This window comes from Aequorivita sp. CRS11 (assembly GCF_059693805.1).
Genome location: NZ_JCATIG010000003.1, coordinates 338,503 through 353,027 on the forward strand (window position 1 = coordinate 338,503; position 14,525 = coordinate 353,027).

Annotated in this window: 20 protein-coding genes; 4 read left to right on the forward strand and 16 right to left on the reverse strand. The window is 39.3% G+C overall.

Features of this window, described 5'->3' with window-relative positions; all coding sequences use genetic code 11:
• Positions 1–72 precede the first annotated feature (72 nt).
• Genes AC58DT_RS07515 through AC58DT_RS07530 form a run of 4 tightly spaced genes read left to right on the forward strand, consistent with a single transcriptional unit; the run spans position 73 to position 4,484 of the window.
• On the forward strand, positions 73–543 hold the full coding sequence (locus tag AC58DT_RS07515) for a GNAT family N-acetyltransferase (RefSeq protein WP_497216254.1): 471 nt from the start codon (positions 73–75) through the stop codon (positions 541–543).
• A gap of 12 nt (positions 544–555) precedes the next feature.
• Positions 556–1,812, forward strand: coding sequence for an aspartate kinase (locus AC58DT_RS07520; RefSeq protein ID WP_497216255.1), 1,257 nt, complete (start codon positions 556–558; stop codon positions 1,810–1,812).
• A gap of 50 nt (positions 1,813–1,862) precedes the next feature.
• Positions 1,863–3,713 carry a GNAT family N-acyltransferase gene (locus AC58DT_RS07525; RefSeq protein ID WP_497216256.1) on the forward strand — a complete coding sequence of 617 codons (1,851 nt, stop codon included), beginning with the start codon at positions 1,863–1,865 and terminating at the stop codon, positions 3,711–3,713.
• Between the two features lie 21 nt (positions 3,714–3,734).
• The gene (locus AC58DT_RS07530; protein ID WP_497216257.1) at positions 3,735–4,484 is read left to right on the forward strand and encodes a DUF5995 family protein; all 750 of its coding nucleotides are present in this window, start codon (positions 3,735–3,737) and stop codon (positions 4,482–4,484) included.
• Positions 4,485–4,524: 40 nt separating this feature from the next.
• On the opposite strand, the gene AC58DT_RS07535 is transcribed toward AC58DT_RS07530, so the two are convergent.
• The 16 genes from AC58DT_RS07535 to AC58DT_RS07610 form a co-directional block, all read right to left on the reverse strand.
• On the reverse strand, positions 4,525–4,947 hold the full coding sequence (locus AC58DT_RS07535; RefSeq protein WP_497216258.1) for a hypothetical protein: 423 nt from the start codon (positions 4,945–4,947) through the stop codon (positions 4,525–4,527).
• Positions 4,948–4,966: 19 nt separating this feature from the next.
• A complete protein-coding gene (locus AC58DT_RS07540; protein ID WP_497216259.1) occupies positions 4,967–5,383 on the reverse strand; it encodes a VOC family protein in 417 nt (138 codons plus the stop codon).
• A 58-nt stretch (positions 5,384–5,441) separates the two neighbouring features.
• Positions 5,442–5,768, reverse strand: coding sequence for a TM2 domain-containing protein (locus AC58DT_RS07545; protein ID WP_497216260.1), 327 nt, complete (start codon positions 5,766–5,768; stop codon positions 5,442–5,444).
• Between the two features lie 44 nt (positions 5,769–5,812).
• Positions 5,813–6,199, reverse strand: a complete 387-nt coding sequence (locus tag AC58DT_RS07550) for a VOC family protein (protein ID WP_497216261.1) — start codon at positions 6,197–6,199, stop codon at positions 5,813–5,815.
• Positions 6,200–6,206: 7 nt separating this feature from the next.
• Entirely contained in the window at positions 6,207–7,145 is a 939-nt protein-coding gene (locus tag AC58DT_RS07555; RefSeq protein ID WP_497216262.1) for a 2-hydroxyacid dehydrogenase, read from the reverse strand.
• Between the two features lie 3 nt (positions 7,146–7,148).
• Complete coding sequence (locus AC58DT_RS07560) at positions 7,149–7,514, reverse strand: cupin domain-containing protein (protein WP_497216263.1); 366 nt, start codon at positions 7,512–7,514, stop codon at positions 7,149–7,151.
• Between the two features lie 2 nt (positions 7,515–7,516).
• A complete protein-coding gene (locus tag AC58DT_RS07565) occupies positions 7,517–8,029 on the reverse strand; it encodes a hypothetical protein (protein ID WP_497216264.1) in 513 nt (170 codons plus the stop codon).
• A 106-nt stretch (positions 8,030–8,135) separates the two neighbouring features.
• Positions 8,136–9,011, reverse strand: a complete 876-nt coding sequence (gene atpG / locus AC58DT_RS07570) for an ATP synthase F1 subunit gamma (protein WP_497216265.1) — start codon at positions 9,009–9,011, stop codon at positions 8,136–8,138.
• Positions 9,012–9,094: 83 nt separating this feature from the next.
• A complete protein-coding gene (gene atpA / locus AC58DT_RS07575; protein ID WP_497216266.1) occupies positions 9,095–10,675 on the reverse strand; it encodes a F0F1 ATP synthase subunit alpha in 1,581 nt (526 codons plus the stop codon).
• A 75-nt stretch (positions 10,676–10,750) separates the two neighbouring features.
• Positions 10,751–11,287 (reverse strand): ATP synthase F1 subunit delta, encoded by a 537-nt coding sequence (atpH, locus tag AC58DT_RS07580; RefSeq protein ID WP_497216267.1) that lies wholly within the window; start codon positions 11,285–11,287, stop codon positions 10,751–10,753.
• 6 nt (positions 11,288–11,293) lie between these two features.
• Positions 11,294–11,794 carry a F0F1 ATP synthase subunit B gene (locus AC58DT_RS07585; protein WP_497216268.1) on the reverse strand — a complete coding sequence of 167 codons (501 nt, stop codon included), beginning with the start codon at positions 11,792–11,794 and terminating at the stop codon, positions 11,294–11,296.
• A 109-nt stretch (positions 11,795–11,903) separates the two neighbouring features.
• Complete coding sequence (gene atpE, locus AC58DT_RS07590; protein WP_034260124.1) at positions 11,904–12,095, reverse strand: ATP synthase F0 subunit C; 192 nt, start codon at positions 12,093–12,095, stop codon at positions 11,904–11,906.
• A gap of 78 nt (positions 12,096–12,173) precedes the next feature.
• Positions 12,174–13,322: a F0F1 ATP synthase subunit A gene (atpB, locus tag AC58DT_RS07595; RefSeq protein WP_497216269.1), complete on the reverse strand. Its 1,149-nt coding sequence runs from the start codon at positions 13,320–13,322 to the stop codon at positions 12,174–12,176.
• A 101-nt stretch (positions 13,323–13,423) separates the two neighbouring features.
• Positions 13,424–13,813 carry a DUF6168 family protein gene (locus AC58DT_RS07600; RefSeq protein ID WP_497216270.1) on the reverse strand — a complete coding sequence of 130 codons (390 nt, stop codon included), beginning with the start codon at positions 13,811–13,813 and terminating at the stop codon, positions 13,424–13,426.
• A 6-nt stretch (positions 13,814–13,819) separates the two neighbouring features.
• Entirely contained in the window at positions 13,820–14,035 is a 216-nt protein-coding gene (locus AC58DT_RS07605) for an AtpZ/AtpI family protein (protein WP_497216271.1), read from the reverse strand.
• 12 nt (positions 14,036–14,047) lie between these two features.
• A complete protein-coding gene (locus tag AC58DT_RS07610; RefSeq protein ID WP_497216272.1) occupies positions 14,048–14,524 on the reverse strand; it encodes a bactofilin family protein in 477 nt (158 codons plus the stop codon).
• Position 14,525 lies beyond the last annotated feature (1 nt).

Below are 14,525 nucleotides of genomic sequence, written 5' to 3' on the forward strand. Positions count from 1 at the left end.
GAATTTGAAGCAAATATCGGGATTTTTAAGAAATTGAACCGATATTTGCAACGCTAATTAATTTTCAAAATTATGAAAGTAAGACAAGCCGTAAACGAAGATATGCCACAAGTTTTGGAACTCATAAAAGAGTTAGCCATTTTTGAAAAGGAACCCGATGCAGTTGAAGTTACAGTGCAGGATTTGGAACGCGAAGGTTTCGGTGAAAACCCAATTTTTACTTGCTTTGTTGCAGAATCTGACGATGAAATTGTTGGTGCGGCCTTGATATATTTCCGCTTTTCAACTTGGAAGGGCAGGACGCTCCATTTGGAAGATTTAATTGTAAAGGAAGCCCAGCGCGGCAAGGGAATAGGTGAGGCACTCTACAAACAAGTGATGCAGTTTGCTTATGACCGCGGCCTAAAGCGCGTTGCTTGGGATGTTTTGGACTGGAACAAAGGCGCAATCCGTTTTTATGAACGAAGCGGCGCCAATATCGTGAAAGATTGGCGCGTAGTACATATGGATGAAAAGGGCCTGAAAAATTATATAAATTCATAAAATAAATTCTGGATGAAAATCTTCAAGTTTGGTGGTGCGTCCACTAAAGATGCCGATAGCGTAAAAAATGTGATTTCGGTAATTTCCCAAACGGGAGAAAAAAACTTAGTTATCGTGGTTTCTGCAATGGGGAAAACTACCAATGCGCTGGAAGAAGTTATAAAAGATTATTTTTCGGAATCGGGTGATGTAAAAAATGCTTTACGGGCTGTTTATGACTTTCATTACGAAATTTTGAAAGGCCTGTTTTCTTCTACCTCGCATCCTGCTTTTATTGATTTGGACAAGACTTTTAAAGAGTTGAAGCGCTTTTTGGAAACCAACAAATCCAAAAACCATGCTTTTGTTTACGACCAAGTTGTTTCCTTCGGAGAAATTATTTCTTCAAAGATAGTCTCAGCATACTTTTCCGAACACGGAATACACAATACGTGGCTCGATGTGCGCCAATGCATAAAAACTGATGCAAATTACCGCGATGCGAACGTGGATTGGGAGAAAACCCAGGAGAATATTTCTGAAAAAGTCAGCAAAACAGGAATTACCCTAACCCAAGGTTTTTTGGGTTCGGAAACCTCGAATAACTTTACCACGACGCTTGGCAGAGAGGGTAGTGATTACACCGCGGCAATTTTTGCCTATTGTTTGAATGCTGAAAATGTAACTATTTGGAAGGACGTGCCCGGCGTTTTAAATGCTGACCCACGTTATTTTTCGGAAACTATGTTGCTAAATCACATTAGTTATCGAGAAGCAATTGAGCTTGCTTTTTACGGCGCCTCGGTAATTCACCCGAAAACGCTTCAGCCGTTGCAGCGAAAGGAAATTCCACTTTTTGTGAAATCATTTTTAAACCCAACCGCTCCCGGAACCTGCGTGGGTAAAGGCGTAACACTCGATCCACAAACTTCGTGTTTTATCTTGAAAAAAGGATTGGTGCTCATTTCACTTTCTTCGTTGGACTTTTCTTTTATGATGGAAGATAACATTGGCGACGTTTTTAAATGGCTCCACAAATACAAAATGAAGGTTGAAATGATCCAAAACTCAGCCATCAGTTTTTCGGTGTGCGTGAACGACAAATTCAACAATTTGGAGGCATTGCTCGCAAAACTTCGGGAAAAATTCAGTGTAAAATGGAACGAAAACGTTGCGCTGTACACCATCCGGCATTTTAACCCCACTGAAGTAAAGGCACTTGCGGAAAATAAAAATGTGCTTTTGAAGCAGGAAAGCAAGGAGACGGTGCAGTTGGTTATTAAGGAATAGTATCGTTTGCATTCGTTATATTTGTTGAACACAAACAACCAAAATATTTCATGGGATTAGTCAATGCTAAGGAAGTTGCAAAAGCAATAAACGTCGATAAATTTGGCTTTCTGGGCACGTTTATGGGCTGGTCATTGATGAAGGTTTTAAACATTACCACCCTCAACAAAATTTACGACAAAAAAAAGCATTTAAAAGATCTCGATTTTATCAATGCACTTATTGAGGAGTTTGAAATCAAGTTTGAAATTCCGGAGGAAGACCTGCGAAGAATACCAAAAACAGGAGCTTTTATAACTATTTCAAACCACCCATTGGGCGGAATTGACGGAATTCTTCTTTTAAAATTACTGCTGGAGCATCGTCCCGATTTTAAGATAGTGGCCAATTTCCTTTTGCACAGAATTGAACCACTGAAACCTTACGTAATGCCCGTAAATCCTTTTGAGGACAGAAAGGATGTAAAATCGAGTATTATCGGTTTTAAATCTGCGCTGAAACATTTGCAGGAAGGCCATCCCTTGGGAATTTTCCCCGCAGGAGAGGTTTCAACATATAGAGACGGAAAATTATTGGTTGATAAGCCTTGGGAAGAAGCTGCGATGAAGTTGGTAAAAAAAGCCGAAGTGCCCGTGGTGCCTATCTATTTTCACGCTAAGAACAGCAAGCTTTTCTATCGCTTAGCCAAAATGAGCGATACGCTTCGCACTGCCAAGTTGCCTTCGGAATTGCTCACGCAAAAGGAGCGTTTGATAAAAGTTAGGATTGGAAACGCAATTTCTGTGGAAGACCAAAAGGAACACGAGTCACTTCCTGTATTTACCGAATTTCTTCGGAAGAAAACTTATATGCTTTCCAATGCTTTTCAGAAGAAAAAGTTATTGGACAACATCCCGAAAACGCTGAAATTTCCAAAGCCTCCGAAGAAAATTGCCGGACCGATTCCACTAAAAGCTATAGAAGCAGAAATAGAAAAGTTGCGCGAAAACGATAAGCGACTGCTGGTCAGCAAAAATTATGAAGTGTTTTTGGCCGAGGCAAATTCAGTTCCGTACATTTTGCAGGAAATAGGGAGGCTACGCGAAATCACCTTCCGCGAAGTGGGCGAAGGCACCAATAATAGTACGGATCTCGACAAATTTGACAGTTACTACCACCATATGTTTCTGTGGGACAACGATGCTCAAAAAATGGCGGGAGCATACCGCATGGGCTTAGGGTCCGAGATTTTTCCGCGTTTTGGGATTGACGGTTTTTATCTTCAAGATTTGTTTCGCTTTGAACCTGAATTATATGAAATGATGAGTAAATCCATCGAGATGGGGCGTGCTTTCATAATTAAGGAATACCAATTGCGTCCAATGCCATTATTTTTGCTTTGGAAAGGAATTGTACACACAACGCTTCGTTACCCAGAGCACCGTTATTTAATTGGCGGCGTGAGCATCAGCAATAAATTTTCGGAATTCTCTAAAGGGTTGATGATTGAGTTCATGAAATCGAACTATTACGATCCCTATGTGGCGCAATACATCAATCCGAAGAAGGAATACAAGGTAAAATTGAAGGATGCCGATAAGGATTTCATTTTTGACGAAAGTGAGGCAGACTTAAACAAATTTGACAAAATAATTGATGAAGTAGAGCCGGGAAGTCTTCGTTTGCCCGTTCTTATTAAAAAGTATATCAAACAAAACGCAAAAGTTGTTGCCTTCAATGTTGATCCGCTTTTCAATAATGCAGTGGATGGGTTAATGTATATTCGTATTGCAGATTTACCGGAGAGTACTGTAAAGCCAGTGATGGAGGAGTTTCAGGCAGAACTTGAAAAGAAATATTCTGATAAAAATGGGGACAGTGCCGATGCGGAAAATTCAAACGAAAAAGTAAATCCTGATTAATTCATTTTAAAATTGTTCAATATGGCCGCAAAAACTATTGATGAAGTTATAGCACGGTTGGACAATATTATCGACGCCGAATGTGCCAACAATTCCTGTATGGCGTATTTTCCTATTCTGTATCAAAAAGTTACTATTCGCATTAAAGAGGGAATTCTAAATAATGAATTTGAAAACAACGAGCGAATGGAAAAGCTGGATGTGCTTTTTGCCAATAGATATATTGAAGCATATGAACGTTTGAGCGCAAACAAACCTTTTACTCAAAGTTGGAAAAAAGCCTTTGATGCAGCAAAAAAAGGAAATTTGTTAATAATGCAACATTTGCTATTGGGTATAAATGCGCACATCAATTTAGACCTCGGAATTGCCGTGGTAGAAACCGTTGGGGATAACGGCGAGTTGATGGATTTTGAAAACGATTTTAATAAAATCAATGAAATTCTGGGTTCGATGATTGCATATGTGGAGACGAAGATAATTTCTGTTTCGCCCTTATTCGGTTTGCTTGACAGATTTGGAAAAGGGCGTGAAGACAAGTTGGTAAGTTTCAGCATTAATGTAGCAAGGGATGGAGCTTGGCTTTTTGCCAATCAATATCATTTTTCCCACAATAAAAATGAGGAGCTAAAAACACGTGATATTATAATTGCGACTCTTGCTGAAAAACTGATTTATCAAAAAAGCTGGATTTTGAAATATTTGGTTAAAACCATTTATTTCTTTGAACAGAAAGACGTGCCTCAAATTGTGGCGGTACTTAAGCAATAGGGAAGTGCAAAAAGCCCCTCAAAACACCAAAACTTTTAATTTAATTGCAGTCAATTTTTGCCACTTCTGTATCTAAGCCCGATTCGGGATTGTCTCCCGTTATAATGGCTTTATCGTCTTTGAGAACTATCGTTACTTCGGCTGTTTCTTCAATACCTTCTTGCATATACCGATAGGTAGCGTTGATAGTTTTATTTTCTATAGTTCCAGTCAATGTACCGTTGCGTTGATCTTCTAAGGCAGGCAACCAATTGTAATTACCCGTTACCGAATCTCCTTTTATTTGAAGGTCAAGATTAAGGACATCAATATTTTCGGTACTATCGGGAAAGGGATATTCATTTCGGAAGCATAATTGCTCGGTAGCAACTTCAACATTTTCCGAAGAGATATCTTCATTTTTTGGATTTTTGCAACTTACGCAAAGCAACAGTGCGGCAAGGATGGAAAGGATAATTCTCATAGCTTTATTTTTTTGAATTTTACTTTTCTGAAAAAGGATTATAGCTTCCAAAGCTCCAAATATTTCCTTCGGGGTCTTTGCAGCTATAACCACGACCCCCGTAGTCTTCGTCCTTAATGTCCATTACTATTTCGGCACCATTTGCCTTTGCGTTTTTGTAATGTTCATCAACATTCTCGATTATAAAATAAGGCGTTTGGGTATTGTAGCCTTCAAGATTTTTGGGAAGGTTCAGCATTTTACCAAATGCGCTGTCGGGATTGAATGGATTTACCATTATCAAAGCCTTTCCCAATACTAGTTGTGCGTGAAATATTTTGCCGTTGTCGTCTTTATAAACACCGTGTTCCTTAAAACCGAACGCCTTTTTTAAAAATGAAACCGCAGCGTTTGCATCGCTGTAAATTAAATTGGGTATTGCGCCGTGCTCGCTCATTCTATTTTCATTAAAATTTTAAAAAAGGCCTTTGAAAAATCCAAAGGCCTTTTAACTTTTAAAACCACCCTTTTTTACTAACTTGATAGGTTTGGTAAAATTCCTCATCACTTTTGGTTAGGTAAATTATGCCTTCAATCAAACCTATTATGCTACCGATACCGCAAGTTACCACGGTTATAACTATTTGAATAATCCCTTCTTGGGTATATCCTAAAATGAATTTATGAATCCCAAATCCACCTAATACGATAGCAAGTATTCCTGCCAAAATCTTTTTATTTTCCTGGTTCTGATGGGGTTGAGTTTGGTTCCAGCTTTCATTCGCGGTATTTCGTGATTGCTGTTGGGTACTGTCGTAGCCTGTGTTCTGTTGTTCTTCCATAATATTGATTAGTTGGTTTTTATGTGATTTAAATGTATAAAAAATTATAGAAATGCACTATCAACGGGTTCCCAAAGTTCAATTTTATTTCCATCGGGATCTAGTATCCATCCAAACTTTCCATAATCATAAGTCTCCATTTCCCCTACAATTGTTACACCTTCCTCTTTTAAGATTTTCAGTAATTCATCCAGGTTTTCCACACGGTAGTTAACCATGAACTCCTTTTCACTTGGCGAAAAATAGTTGGTATCTGCCTTAAAAGGGCTCCATTGTGTAGAGCATTTGTTGCCATTTTCGTCCTGCCACCAAAAGGTGCAACCGTAATTATCGGTGTTCAATCCCAAATGGTTTTTGTACCAATCTTTTGTTTTATCGGGGTCGTTCGTTTTAAAAAATATACCACCAATGCCCGTAACTCTTTTTTTCATTTTATGTTTATTTGAAATGTTTAATAATCTTATCAGCAATTACCATTGCCAGTTTTTCTTTGCTTTCAACCGTCCATCCAGCAATATGCGGACTTAAAATTACCTTGTCCATTGCGAAAAGTTCCTTTAAGGAATTTGGCAGATTGTCTGAATCAAAAAGCGTTTCAAATGAAAGTTTTTCATATTCCAATACGTCGAGCCCGGCACCGAGAACTTTTCCACTTTTTAATGCTGAAACCAAATCGGCCGTTACCACACTTTTACCGCGTGCGGTATTTATGAGCCAAAAGGGTTTTGAAAACGAATTGATAAATTCTGAATTCACCATTTTATCCGTCAACGGCGTCCACGGGGTGTGAAGGCTCAAAACATCAGCGCTTTGCTGAAGTTCATCCAATGAAACTTGCATTGCGTTTTCATCACCCACATTTTCTTTTATGTCAAAACAAATTACTTCGCAATCAAAACCTTTCAATTTTTTTGCGAACGCTTTCCCCATATTACCGTAACCGATGATTCCAACAGTTTTTCCGTCCAGCTCTATCCCTCGGTTGGCCTCACGGTTCCACAGGCCATTTTTAACCTCTCTGTCGGCTTTATTTAAGTTGTTGAACAACGAAAGAAGCATTCCCAACGCATGCTCACCAACGGCGTTTCTATTGCCTTCGGGAGCGGCAATTAATTTAATGCCCTGATTTCCGGCGTAATCTGTATCTATGCTTTCCAAACCCGCGCCAACACGTGCAATAAATTTCAGGTTTTTGGCAGCATCGAGAAATTCTTTATCAATATTGAAGCGGCTTCTTATTACAATGCCATCATAATTTGAAATGATTTCTTCAACTTCAACTTTTGGGGATTTGTAATTTTCTTCATTTGAAAATCCGGCTTCCCGCAGCATTTTCAATAATAAAGGATGGTTGCTATCGAGATGGAGAATTTTCATTCTTTAGATTTTAGGATATTCGACAACAGTTTTTTCAGAAGATACATTGCCAGTATGTTTTGTGGAAAGTTTTTCAAAAAGAAGTACATGCACCTCTTTGCCATTTTGCGTTTTTGGGTAATGCTCCACGCCTTTGGGAACAACGATTATTTCGCCTTCGGAAACTATTTCAACCTTATCGCGAAAGTGCATTTCCAAAGTTCCTTTTTGCACAAAAAATAGTTCGTCCTCTTTTTCGTGTTTGTGCCAAACAAATTCATCTTTCAATTTAGCCAAAAGTACCTGCATATCGTCTACAATTGCTATTTGATGCGGATGCCAGTGCTTTTTGAAGGTTGAAAACTTATCTTTAAGTTTGATAGTTTCCATAACTATTCGTGTTGATTCGGGTTTGCCTGCGGATAGGGAATCATTTCCTTTTGTGAAAGATTTTCAATTTTGTAATAATTTTTCTTTCCCCCAAACCAATACTCTATCACTGCTTGGTTTTCCTCCAATTGAAAAGGAAATTCCTTTTGGGGTGTGTTTTGTGCTTCTTTTATAGGATCTGAATCCATAATTATGTCGCGTTGCATCTCGTTTTTTAGATACCCCACAAAATGTTTTGGTTCGTTTATATTCCCTTTTGCTTCAAGAATATGCTTTCTGAAGTAAATATTTTGAATAACAACATCTGGATCTATTTCACTGAAAGTAATATGCACATTCGTTCCTGAACCACCTTCTTTTATACCTGCCACCCAGTTTTGGTAGTATGCTTCGGCAATTTTAAAGGGAGGGTTTTGCTCGAGTGTCATTTTTCCTTTATTATTCTGCGCTCCGCCGCAATTGGATAAACTGAAAAGTAAAATAGGCAAAGTCAAAATTATGGCTATGGTTTTCATATTTTTTATCATTTCATAAATTTACGAATAATATGAAACAAAAAACCTCACAGGTTTTGAAAACCTGTGAGGTTTGATGAAAATTTATCGATTGAAGCGGAAAATATTATCCTGCCAATGCTTCCGCACCACCAACAATCTCAAGGATTTCGTTTGTAATGGCAGCCTGTCGTGCTTTGTTGTATTGAAGTTTCAACGAATCGCGAAGTTCGGTTGCGTTGTCGGTTGCTTTGTGCATTGCCGTCATACGTGCTCCGTGCTCACTGGCAACGCTGTCGCGAAGTGCTTTGAATAACTGTGTTTTCAAGCTTTTCGGAATCAAGGCCTCAACAATCTCTTCTTTTGAAGGTTCAAAAATATAGAAGGTTTCGCTGGTTTTTGCTTCCTGTCCCTCAATTTGTTTTGGAGGCAGAATTGGCAAAAACTGCTCTGTCATTACCAATTGCGTTGCAGCATTTTTAAAGTGGTTGTAAACAACTACAATACGGTCGTATTTCCCTTCGGAAAAAAGAAGCATCAATTTTTCGGCGATTTCTGAAGTATTTTCAAAAGAAAGATCATCAAAAATACCGTTGTTGTTTTCGATAACCGTTCCTGTTTTCTTTAGAATATCGTTTCCTTTTTTTCCGAGGGTCATAAAATCCACTTGCTTCCCTGCGTATGTATTTGCAGCCAAATTACGTGCTTCCTTTATGATATTACTATTGAATGCTCCCGCCAAACCACGGTTACTGGTAATGGCAACAACCAAAATTTTGTTTGCCTCGCGCTGGTCTGAGTACTTACTGCCAGTATCGGCATCAAGCGTGGCGCTTAGGTTTTGCAATAGTTCGGTAAGTTTTTCAGAATAGGGACGCATTGCTGTAATGGCATCCTGCGCCTTTTTCAACTTTGCAGCAGAAACCATTTTCATGGCACTGGTAATCTGCATCGTTGACCCGACGGATGATATTCTGTTTCTAATTTCCTTAAGATTCGCCATTTCTTTTTATTGTGTTACTCTGCATTCTCTGCGCCTCTGCGGTGGAAAAATAACCGCAGAGGCGCAAAGGGCGCAAAGATTTCTTATTTCTTATATTTCGCTGAAAGGTCTGCGGCAACGGATGTCATTACATCAATTGCTTCATCTGTAAGTTTACCAGCTTTAAGATCGTTAAGCGTGTCTCTGTGCTTAAGGTTCAACATTTCTAGGTAATCTCTTTCAAATTCCTTAATCTTATCTACAGGAACGTTACGCATTAGGTTTTTGGAACCTGCGTAGATAACTGCAATTTGATCTTCTACAGTGTACGGATCGTTTTCAGATTGCTTCAAAATTTCTACGTTACGTTTTCCTTTTTCAATTACGTTAAGGGTTGCGGCATCCAAATCTGATCCGAATTTTGCGAACGCTTCCAATTCACGGAAAGCTGCTTGATCCAGTTTCAAAGTACCTGCTACCTTTTTCATAGATTTAATCTGAGCGTTACCACCCACACGCGATACCGAAATACCTACGTTAATAGCTGGACGAACCCCTGCGTTGAACAAATCCCCATCAAGGAAAATCTGCCCATCGGTAATCGAAATTACGTTTGTTGGGATATACGCCGAAACGTCACCCGCTTGTGTTTCAATAATAGGAAGTGCTGTTAATGAACCTCCTCCTTTTACGATTCCTTTTAATGATTCTGGAAGGTCGTTCATTTCCTTTGCAATATCATCATCGGCAATTACTTTCGCGGCACGCTCCAACAATCTTGAGTGAAGGAAGAACACGTCTCCAGGATACGCCTCACGTCCCGGTGGACGACGAAGCAAAAGGGAAACCTCACGGTATGCTACCGCTTGTTTTGAAAGATCATCATAAACAATCAATGCTGGACGACCTGTATCACGGAAGTACTCACCAATTGCAGCACCTGCGAAAGGAGCATAAACCTGCATAGGCGCAGGATCTGATGCGTTTGCAGCAACGATGGTTGTGTAAGCCAAAGCGCCTTTTTCTTCCAGAACCTGTGCAATGTTTGCAACAGTTGAAGCTTTTTGCCCAACTGCTACATATATACAATATACAGGCTCGCCTGCATCGTAAAATTCTTTTTGGTTCAAAATGGTATCGATACAAACGGTAGATTTACCAGTTTGACGGTCACCAATAACAAGCTCACGCTGGCCACGGCCCACTGGAATCATTGCATCAATAGACTTAATACCAGTTTGAAGTGGCTCAGTTACCGGCTGGCGGTAAATTACACCCGGAGCTTTACGCTCCAATGGCATTTCGTATGTTTCACCAGTGATTGGACCTTTACCGTCAATAGGCTCACCAAGGGTGTTTACCACACGGCCAACGATACCTTCACCTACTTTAAGCGAAGCGATACGCTGGGTACGCTTTACGGTTGAACCTTCCTTAATTTCTTTAGAAGGACCTAAAAGTACGATACCTACGTTATCTTCCTCAAGGTTCAATACAATACCTTCAAGACCGCTTTCAAAGGCTACCAATTCGCCGTACTGGGCGTTTGAAAGTCCGTATGCACGCACAATACCGTCACCCACGGTTAAAACAGTTCCTACTTCATCCAGGGAAGCGGTAGCTTCAAAGCCTGTAAGTTGTTGCTTTAATATTGCTGATACTTCAGCTGGTTTTACTTCTGCCATTTTATTTGTATTTATGATTTTACCCTTTGCTTCGGCTGCGCTCAGCACAAGCTCAGCTCAGGGTGACACAAAAAATTATATTGATTTACTGAATTCTCTTTTTAAATTTCCTAATTGGTTCGCGATGCTCGCGTTGTATTGAATATCGCCAACGCGGAGAACAAATCCTCCTATGATTGCTGGGTCAATTTCATTTTTAAGCGTTACTTTTTCGCTTCCCGTTAATTCCTTTACTTTCGCCATAACCTTACTTTCCAACTCTGAAGAAAGGGGAACGGCTGTAATTACGGTTGCAACTTTTACACCCTGTGCTTCATTGTAAAGATCAACATAGCTTTTTGCTACATTTCCTAATAATGAAGTACGTTTATTGTCAACCAGAATATTGATAAGCGAATGCGTAATTTCTGACTGTCCGCTGAAAATTTTCAGCAAAGCCTCCTTTTTATCGTTGGCCTTAATTACCGGGCTTTGAAGTACTGCTTGCAATTCGCGGCTGTCTTCAATGGTTTTGTAAACAGATTGCATATCGCCAAAAACAACAGCTTCTGTGTTGTTTTCGTTCGCTTTCTGCAAAATTGCTTTCGCGTATCTTATCGCTGCTCTGCTCATTGAATCTTAGTTTAATTTTGCGTCGCCCAACATTTCGTCAACAAGTTTCAATTGCTTGTCTTTATCGGAAAGTTCGTGTTTTACTACTTTCTCGGCAATTTCCAGAGAAAGACTTGCTACTTGTTGTTTCAATTCTGCGATAGCTGATTTCTTTTCGCTTTCGATAGCGGCTTGTGCTTGGGCAACGGTTTTGTCAGCCTCAGCTTTTGCTTCCTCTTTTGCGTCAGCAATCATTTTTGCCTTTATCTCGCGAGCTTCCTTCAACATTACTTCACGTTCTGCACGAGCTTCCTGCAATAATTTTTCGTTATCTGCCTGAAGGTTTTGCATTTCAAGTTTTGCTTTTTCAGCAGAATCCAATGCATTTTTAATTCCTTCTTCACGATCGTTAACCGCGTTTAGGATTGGTTTCCAAGCAAATTTGCGAAGCAACAAAAGCAACAACACAAATATGATTATTTGCCAAAAGAAAAGTCCGAATGAAAAGTCGTTAATTAATTTTTCCATATTAATGGCCGCCGTGGCGGATATTTATTTAATTTAAACTGTATGCTCAATTTTAAATGTAACAAACAGCTGTAACCAACCGTCACAGCCGTTTGTCAATTTTTTTTGATTACCCTGCGAAAATCGCAGCGAAACCAATACCTTCAATAAGCGCCGCTGCAATAAGCATTGCTGTTTGAATTTTTCCGTAAGCCTCAGGCTGACGTGCGATAGCTTCCATAGCTTTCCCACCGATCATACCGATACCGATACCGGCACCGATTACTGCTAAACCTGCTCCTACAATAGTTGGAATTGTCATAATATATATATTTAAAAATTAAACACTCTTTTTAATGCGAAAGGCTTCGACAAGCTCAGCCTGACAATTTATATGTTTTTACAAATGCTGTATCTCTCCTTCGTGCTCTTCGTGATGCTCGTGAGATTCACTCGCAAAACCAAAATACAAGGCTGCCAACATTGTGAAAATATATGCTTGTAGCAATGCTACCAATAATTCAATAAGCATGATTGCAAATGCAAGTCCGAAGGACAAGGGTCCGCCAATCCAACTTTTGAAAATAAATATCAACCCGATCAAGCTCATCATTACCACGTGGCCCGCTGTCATGTTTGCGTACAAACGTATAAGTAGTGCGAAAGGCTTAATAAACATCCCTAAAACTTCGATAGGAACTAGAATGATATATATGAAAATTTTACCGATCCAAGGCATTCCGTCACCCAATGGATCAAAAATATGTTTCCAGTAATCTTTTGTTCCGGTAAAGGTGGTAATCAAGAAAACGATGATTGCCAAAGCAGTGGTAACCGCAATGTTTCCAGTTACGTTTACACCAAGCGGCGTAAGGCCGAACATATTCAAGAACCATATAAAGAAGAATACGGTTAAAAGGAACGGCATGTATTTTTTGTATTTATTCTCGCCGATGTTTGCAATGGCAATGTCGTCACGAATGTAAAGCACGACAGGCTCGAAAAAACGACCAAGACCTTTTGGCAGACTTCCGTTTTTTGCATAGCTTTTGGCAAGACTGGTGAACAACCATACAAGTAAAAGACCAACAACAAGCATCATTAAAACACTTTTGGTAATTGAGAAATCTAAAGGACGAACATTTGTTGGGTGGTGATCCTCATCATAGTTGATGGTACCTTCCGCATCGGTCCTGTATATTTTACTGTGGTAAAGTTTGTAGTAATTACCGTTTGACTCAACAACATTCTCACCGTGGTGAAACTCTGAAGACATAAATGTGTGAAGACCGCCATCCCAAAGAATTACTGGAAGCGGGAAGCCGTAATGGTGTATCTTACCGGTTTCTTCATCTGTGGATCCGAAAAGATTAAAATCGTGCGAATCCATCAAGTGATGGTTTATAAATTCTTTTATCTCTTCCTTTTTTGTTTTGCCTTCTGGAAGGATTTCTTTTGCTTCCGCTGTGTGCTCATCTTGTGCCACAGCTGAAAAAGAAGTGATAAACAATAAAACTGAAAGTATTCTAACCAATGTTTTTCTTTGCATCTTTGAACAAATAACGGTGTCCTTAAAATCGGTGCAAAAATACATTTCTTTCTTAGAAACAAAAAACTATTTTTTGTGTTTTTTTCTTCGGAAGAAATCTGCTAAAAATCCTGATTATTAAGCTGTTTTGAAAGAAATGCCACTTCTAAAATCAAACAAGTGGCGTATGGAACAAAAAAAGCAGCAAATTCCGAAGTTGCCATTGTTCCGTCTTCGCGATAAAAAGGGTAGAAAATAAAGAAGAATACCAAAAACTTTAATCCACTTCCCCCTAAAAAAATAAATCCTGTGTGCGAAGATTTTTTGTTGAATTTAGATTGAATGAAGATTAAAATAGCTGCTGCCAATGCATAATTAATCACATAGGAAAGCACAATTCTATCTGCAAAAATAGGCAATTCCATATTTTGCAATATAAATAGGTGTGCGGCAAAAACTATAGCCAATACCAATAAAAGAATTGCCAAAAATTTGAAAGTAGCTTTTTTCATTAAAAATTAGGAATTCAATTTATTGGTCTGTTTAATTACCAAAAAAAGCGAAGCACCAACCCCTACAAGGGTACAAATAATAAGAAACGTTTTTCCGCCATCAGAATATTTGCCGTCCAGCCATTGGCCCAGTTTTACAAAAAGATAAATAATAACGCCCATTTGTATGCCGATACCCGACAGAATGGCCCATCTTTTAAGACTGTTGTCTCCCTTAGCCATAATTATTATAGATTAATCGTCGAGATCAGTCTCCACAGCTGCTTTTTTGATGCGCTGTTGGCGATCAAAAGGATGTGCTTTGGAATTTTCAGCGGTAGTTTGGTTTAAAGCTGTGGCGCTTTTCGGTTTCCCGTCCTGCATTACACAAGAGGCGTTCATAGTGGCACCTGGCTCAACAGCCAGTTTGCCAACAGTTACATCGCCTTCAATTACCGCCGTGGATCGTAAAGAAAGGGTTCCGGACACTTGAAGATTGCCTTCAAATTTGCCTTCAATGTCAGCATTTTCGCAAGTAAGCGTTCCTATAATAACGCCCGTCTTTCCCAAAACAACTTTTGAAGGGGTTTTTACGTTACCTTCAACTGTGCCGTCAATTCTAAAAAATCCCGTAGAAGAGACATCGCCTTTTAATTTGGTCCCCTCATTTATTCTATTTTGAGCGGCGCCAGGTTCGGCGGCAATTCGCTTTTCTTTTTTGTCTGAAAACATA

What these genes read in the sequence shown, in the direction of transcription:
- AC58DT_RS07515 (WP_497216254.1), top strand. Translation starts at nt 73, where the DNA reads ATGAAAGTAAGACAAGCCGTAAACGAAGATATGCCACAAGTTTTGGAA.
- AC58DT_RS07520 (WP_497216255.1), top strand. Translation starts at nt 556, where the DNA reads ATGAAAATCTTCAAGTTTGGTGGTGCGTCCACTAAAGATGCCGATAGC.
- AC58DT_RS07525 (WP_497216256.1), top strand. Translation starts at nt 1,863, where the DNA reads ATGGGATTAGTCAATGCTAAGGAAGTTGCAAAAGCAATAAACGTCGAT.
- AC58DT_RS07530 (WP_497216257.1), top strand. Translation starts at nt 3,735, where the DNA reads ATGGCCGCAAAAACTATTGATGAAGTTATAGCACGGTTGGACAATATT.
- AC58DT_RS07535 (WP_497216258.1), bottom strand. Translation starts at nt 4,947, where the DNA reads ATGAGAATTATCCTTTCCATCCTTGCCGCACTGTTGCTTTGCGTAAGT.
- AC58DT_RS07540 (WP_497216259.1), bottom strand. Translation starts at nt 5,383, where the DNA reads ATGAGCGAGCACGGCGCAATACCCAATTTAATTTACAGCGATGCAAAC.
- AC58DT_RS07545 (WP_497216260.1), bottom strand. Translation starts at nt 5,768, where the DNA reads ATGGAAGAACAACAGAACACAGGCTACGACAGTACCCAACAGCAATCA.
- AC58DT_RS07550 (WP_497216261.1), bottom strand. Translation starts at nt 6,199, where the DNA reads ATGAAAAAAAGAGTTACGGGCATTGGTGGTATATTTTTTAAAACGAAC.
- AC58DT_RS07555 (WP_497216262.1), bottom strand. Translation starts at nt 7,145, where the DNA reads ATGAAAATTCTCCATCTCGATAGCAACCATCCTTTATTATTGAAAATG.
- AC58DT_RS07560 (WP_497216263.1), bottom strand. Translation starts at nt 7,514, where the DNA reads ATGGAAACTATCAAACTTAAAGATAAGTTTTCAACCTTCAAAAAGCAC.
- AC58DT_RS07565 (WP_497216264.1), bottom strand. Translation starts at nt 8,029, where the DNA reads ATGAAAACCATAGCCATAATTTTGACTTTGCCTATTTTACTTTTCAGT.
- atpG (WP_497216265.1), bottom strand. Translation starts at nt 9,011, where the DNA reads ATGGCGAATCTTAAGGAAATTAGAAACAGAATATCATCCGTCGGGTCA.
- atpA (WP_497216266.1), bottom strand. Translation starts at nt 10,675, where the DNA reads ATGGCAGAAGTAAAACCAGCTGAAGTATCAGCAATATTAAAGCAACAA.
- atpH (WP_497216267.1), bottom strand. Translation starts at nt 11,287, where the DNA reads ATGAGCAGAGCAGCGATAAGATACGCGAAAGCAATTTTGCAGAAAGCG.
- AC58DT_RS07585 (WP_497216268.1), bottom strand. Translation starts at nt 11,794, where the DNA reads ATGGAAAAATTAATTAACGACTTTTCATTCGGACTTTTCTTTTGGCAA.
- atpE (WP_034260124.1), bottom strand. Translation starts at nt 12,095, where the DNA reads ATGACAATTCCAACTATTGTAGGAGCAGGTTTAGCAGTAATCGGTGCC.
- atpB (WP_497216269.1), bottom strand. Translation starts at nt 13,322, where the DNA reads ATGCAAAGAAAAACATTGGTTAGAATACTTTCAGTTTTATTGTTTATC.
- AC58DT_RS07600 (WP_497216270.1), bottom strand. Translation starts at nt 13,813, where the DNA reads ATGAAAAAAGCTACTTTCAAATTTTTGGCAATTCTTTTATTGGTATTG.
- AC58DT_RS07605 (WP_497216271.1), bottom strand. Translation starts at nt 14,035, where the DNA reads ATGGCTAAGGGAGACAACAGTCTTAAAAGATGGGCCATTCTGTCGGGT.
- AC58DT_RS07610 (WP_497216272.1), bottom strand. Translation starts at nt 14,524, where the DNA reads ATGTTTTCAGACAAAAAAGAAAAGCGAATTGCCGCCGAACCTGGCGCC.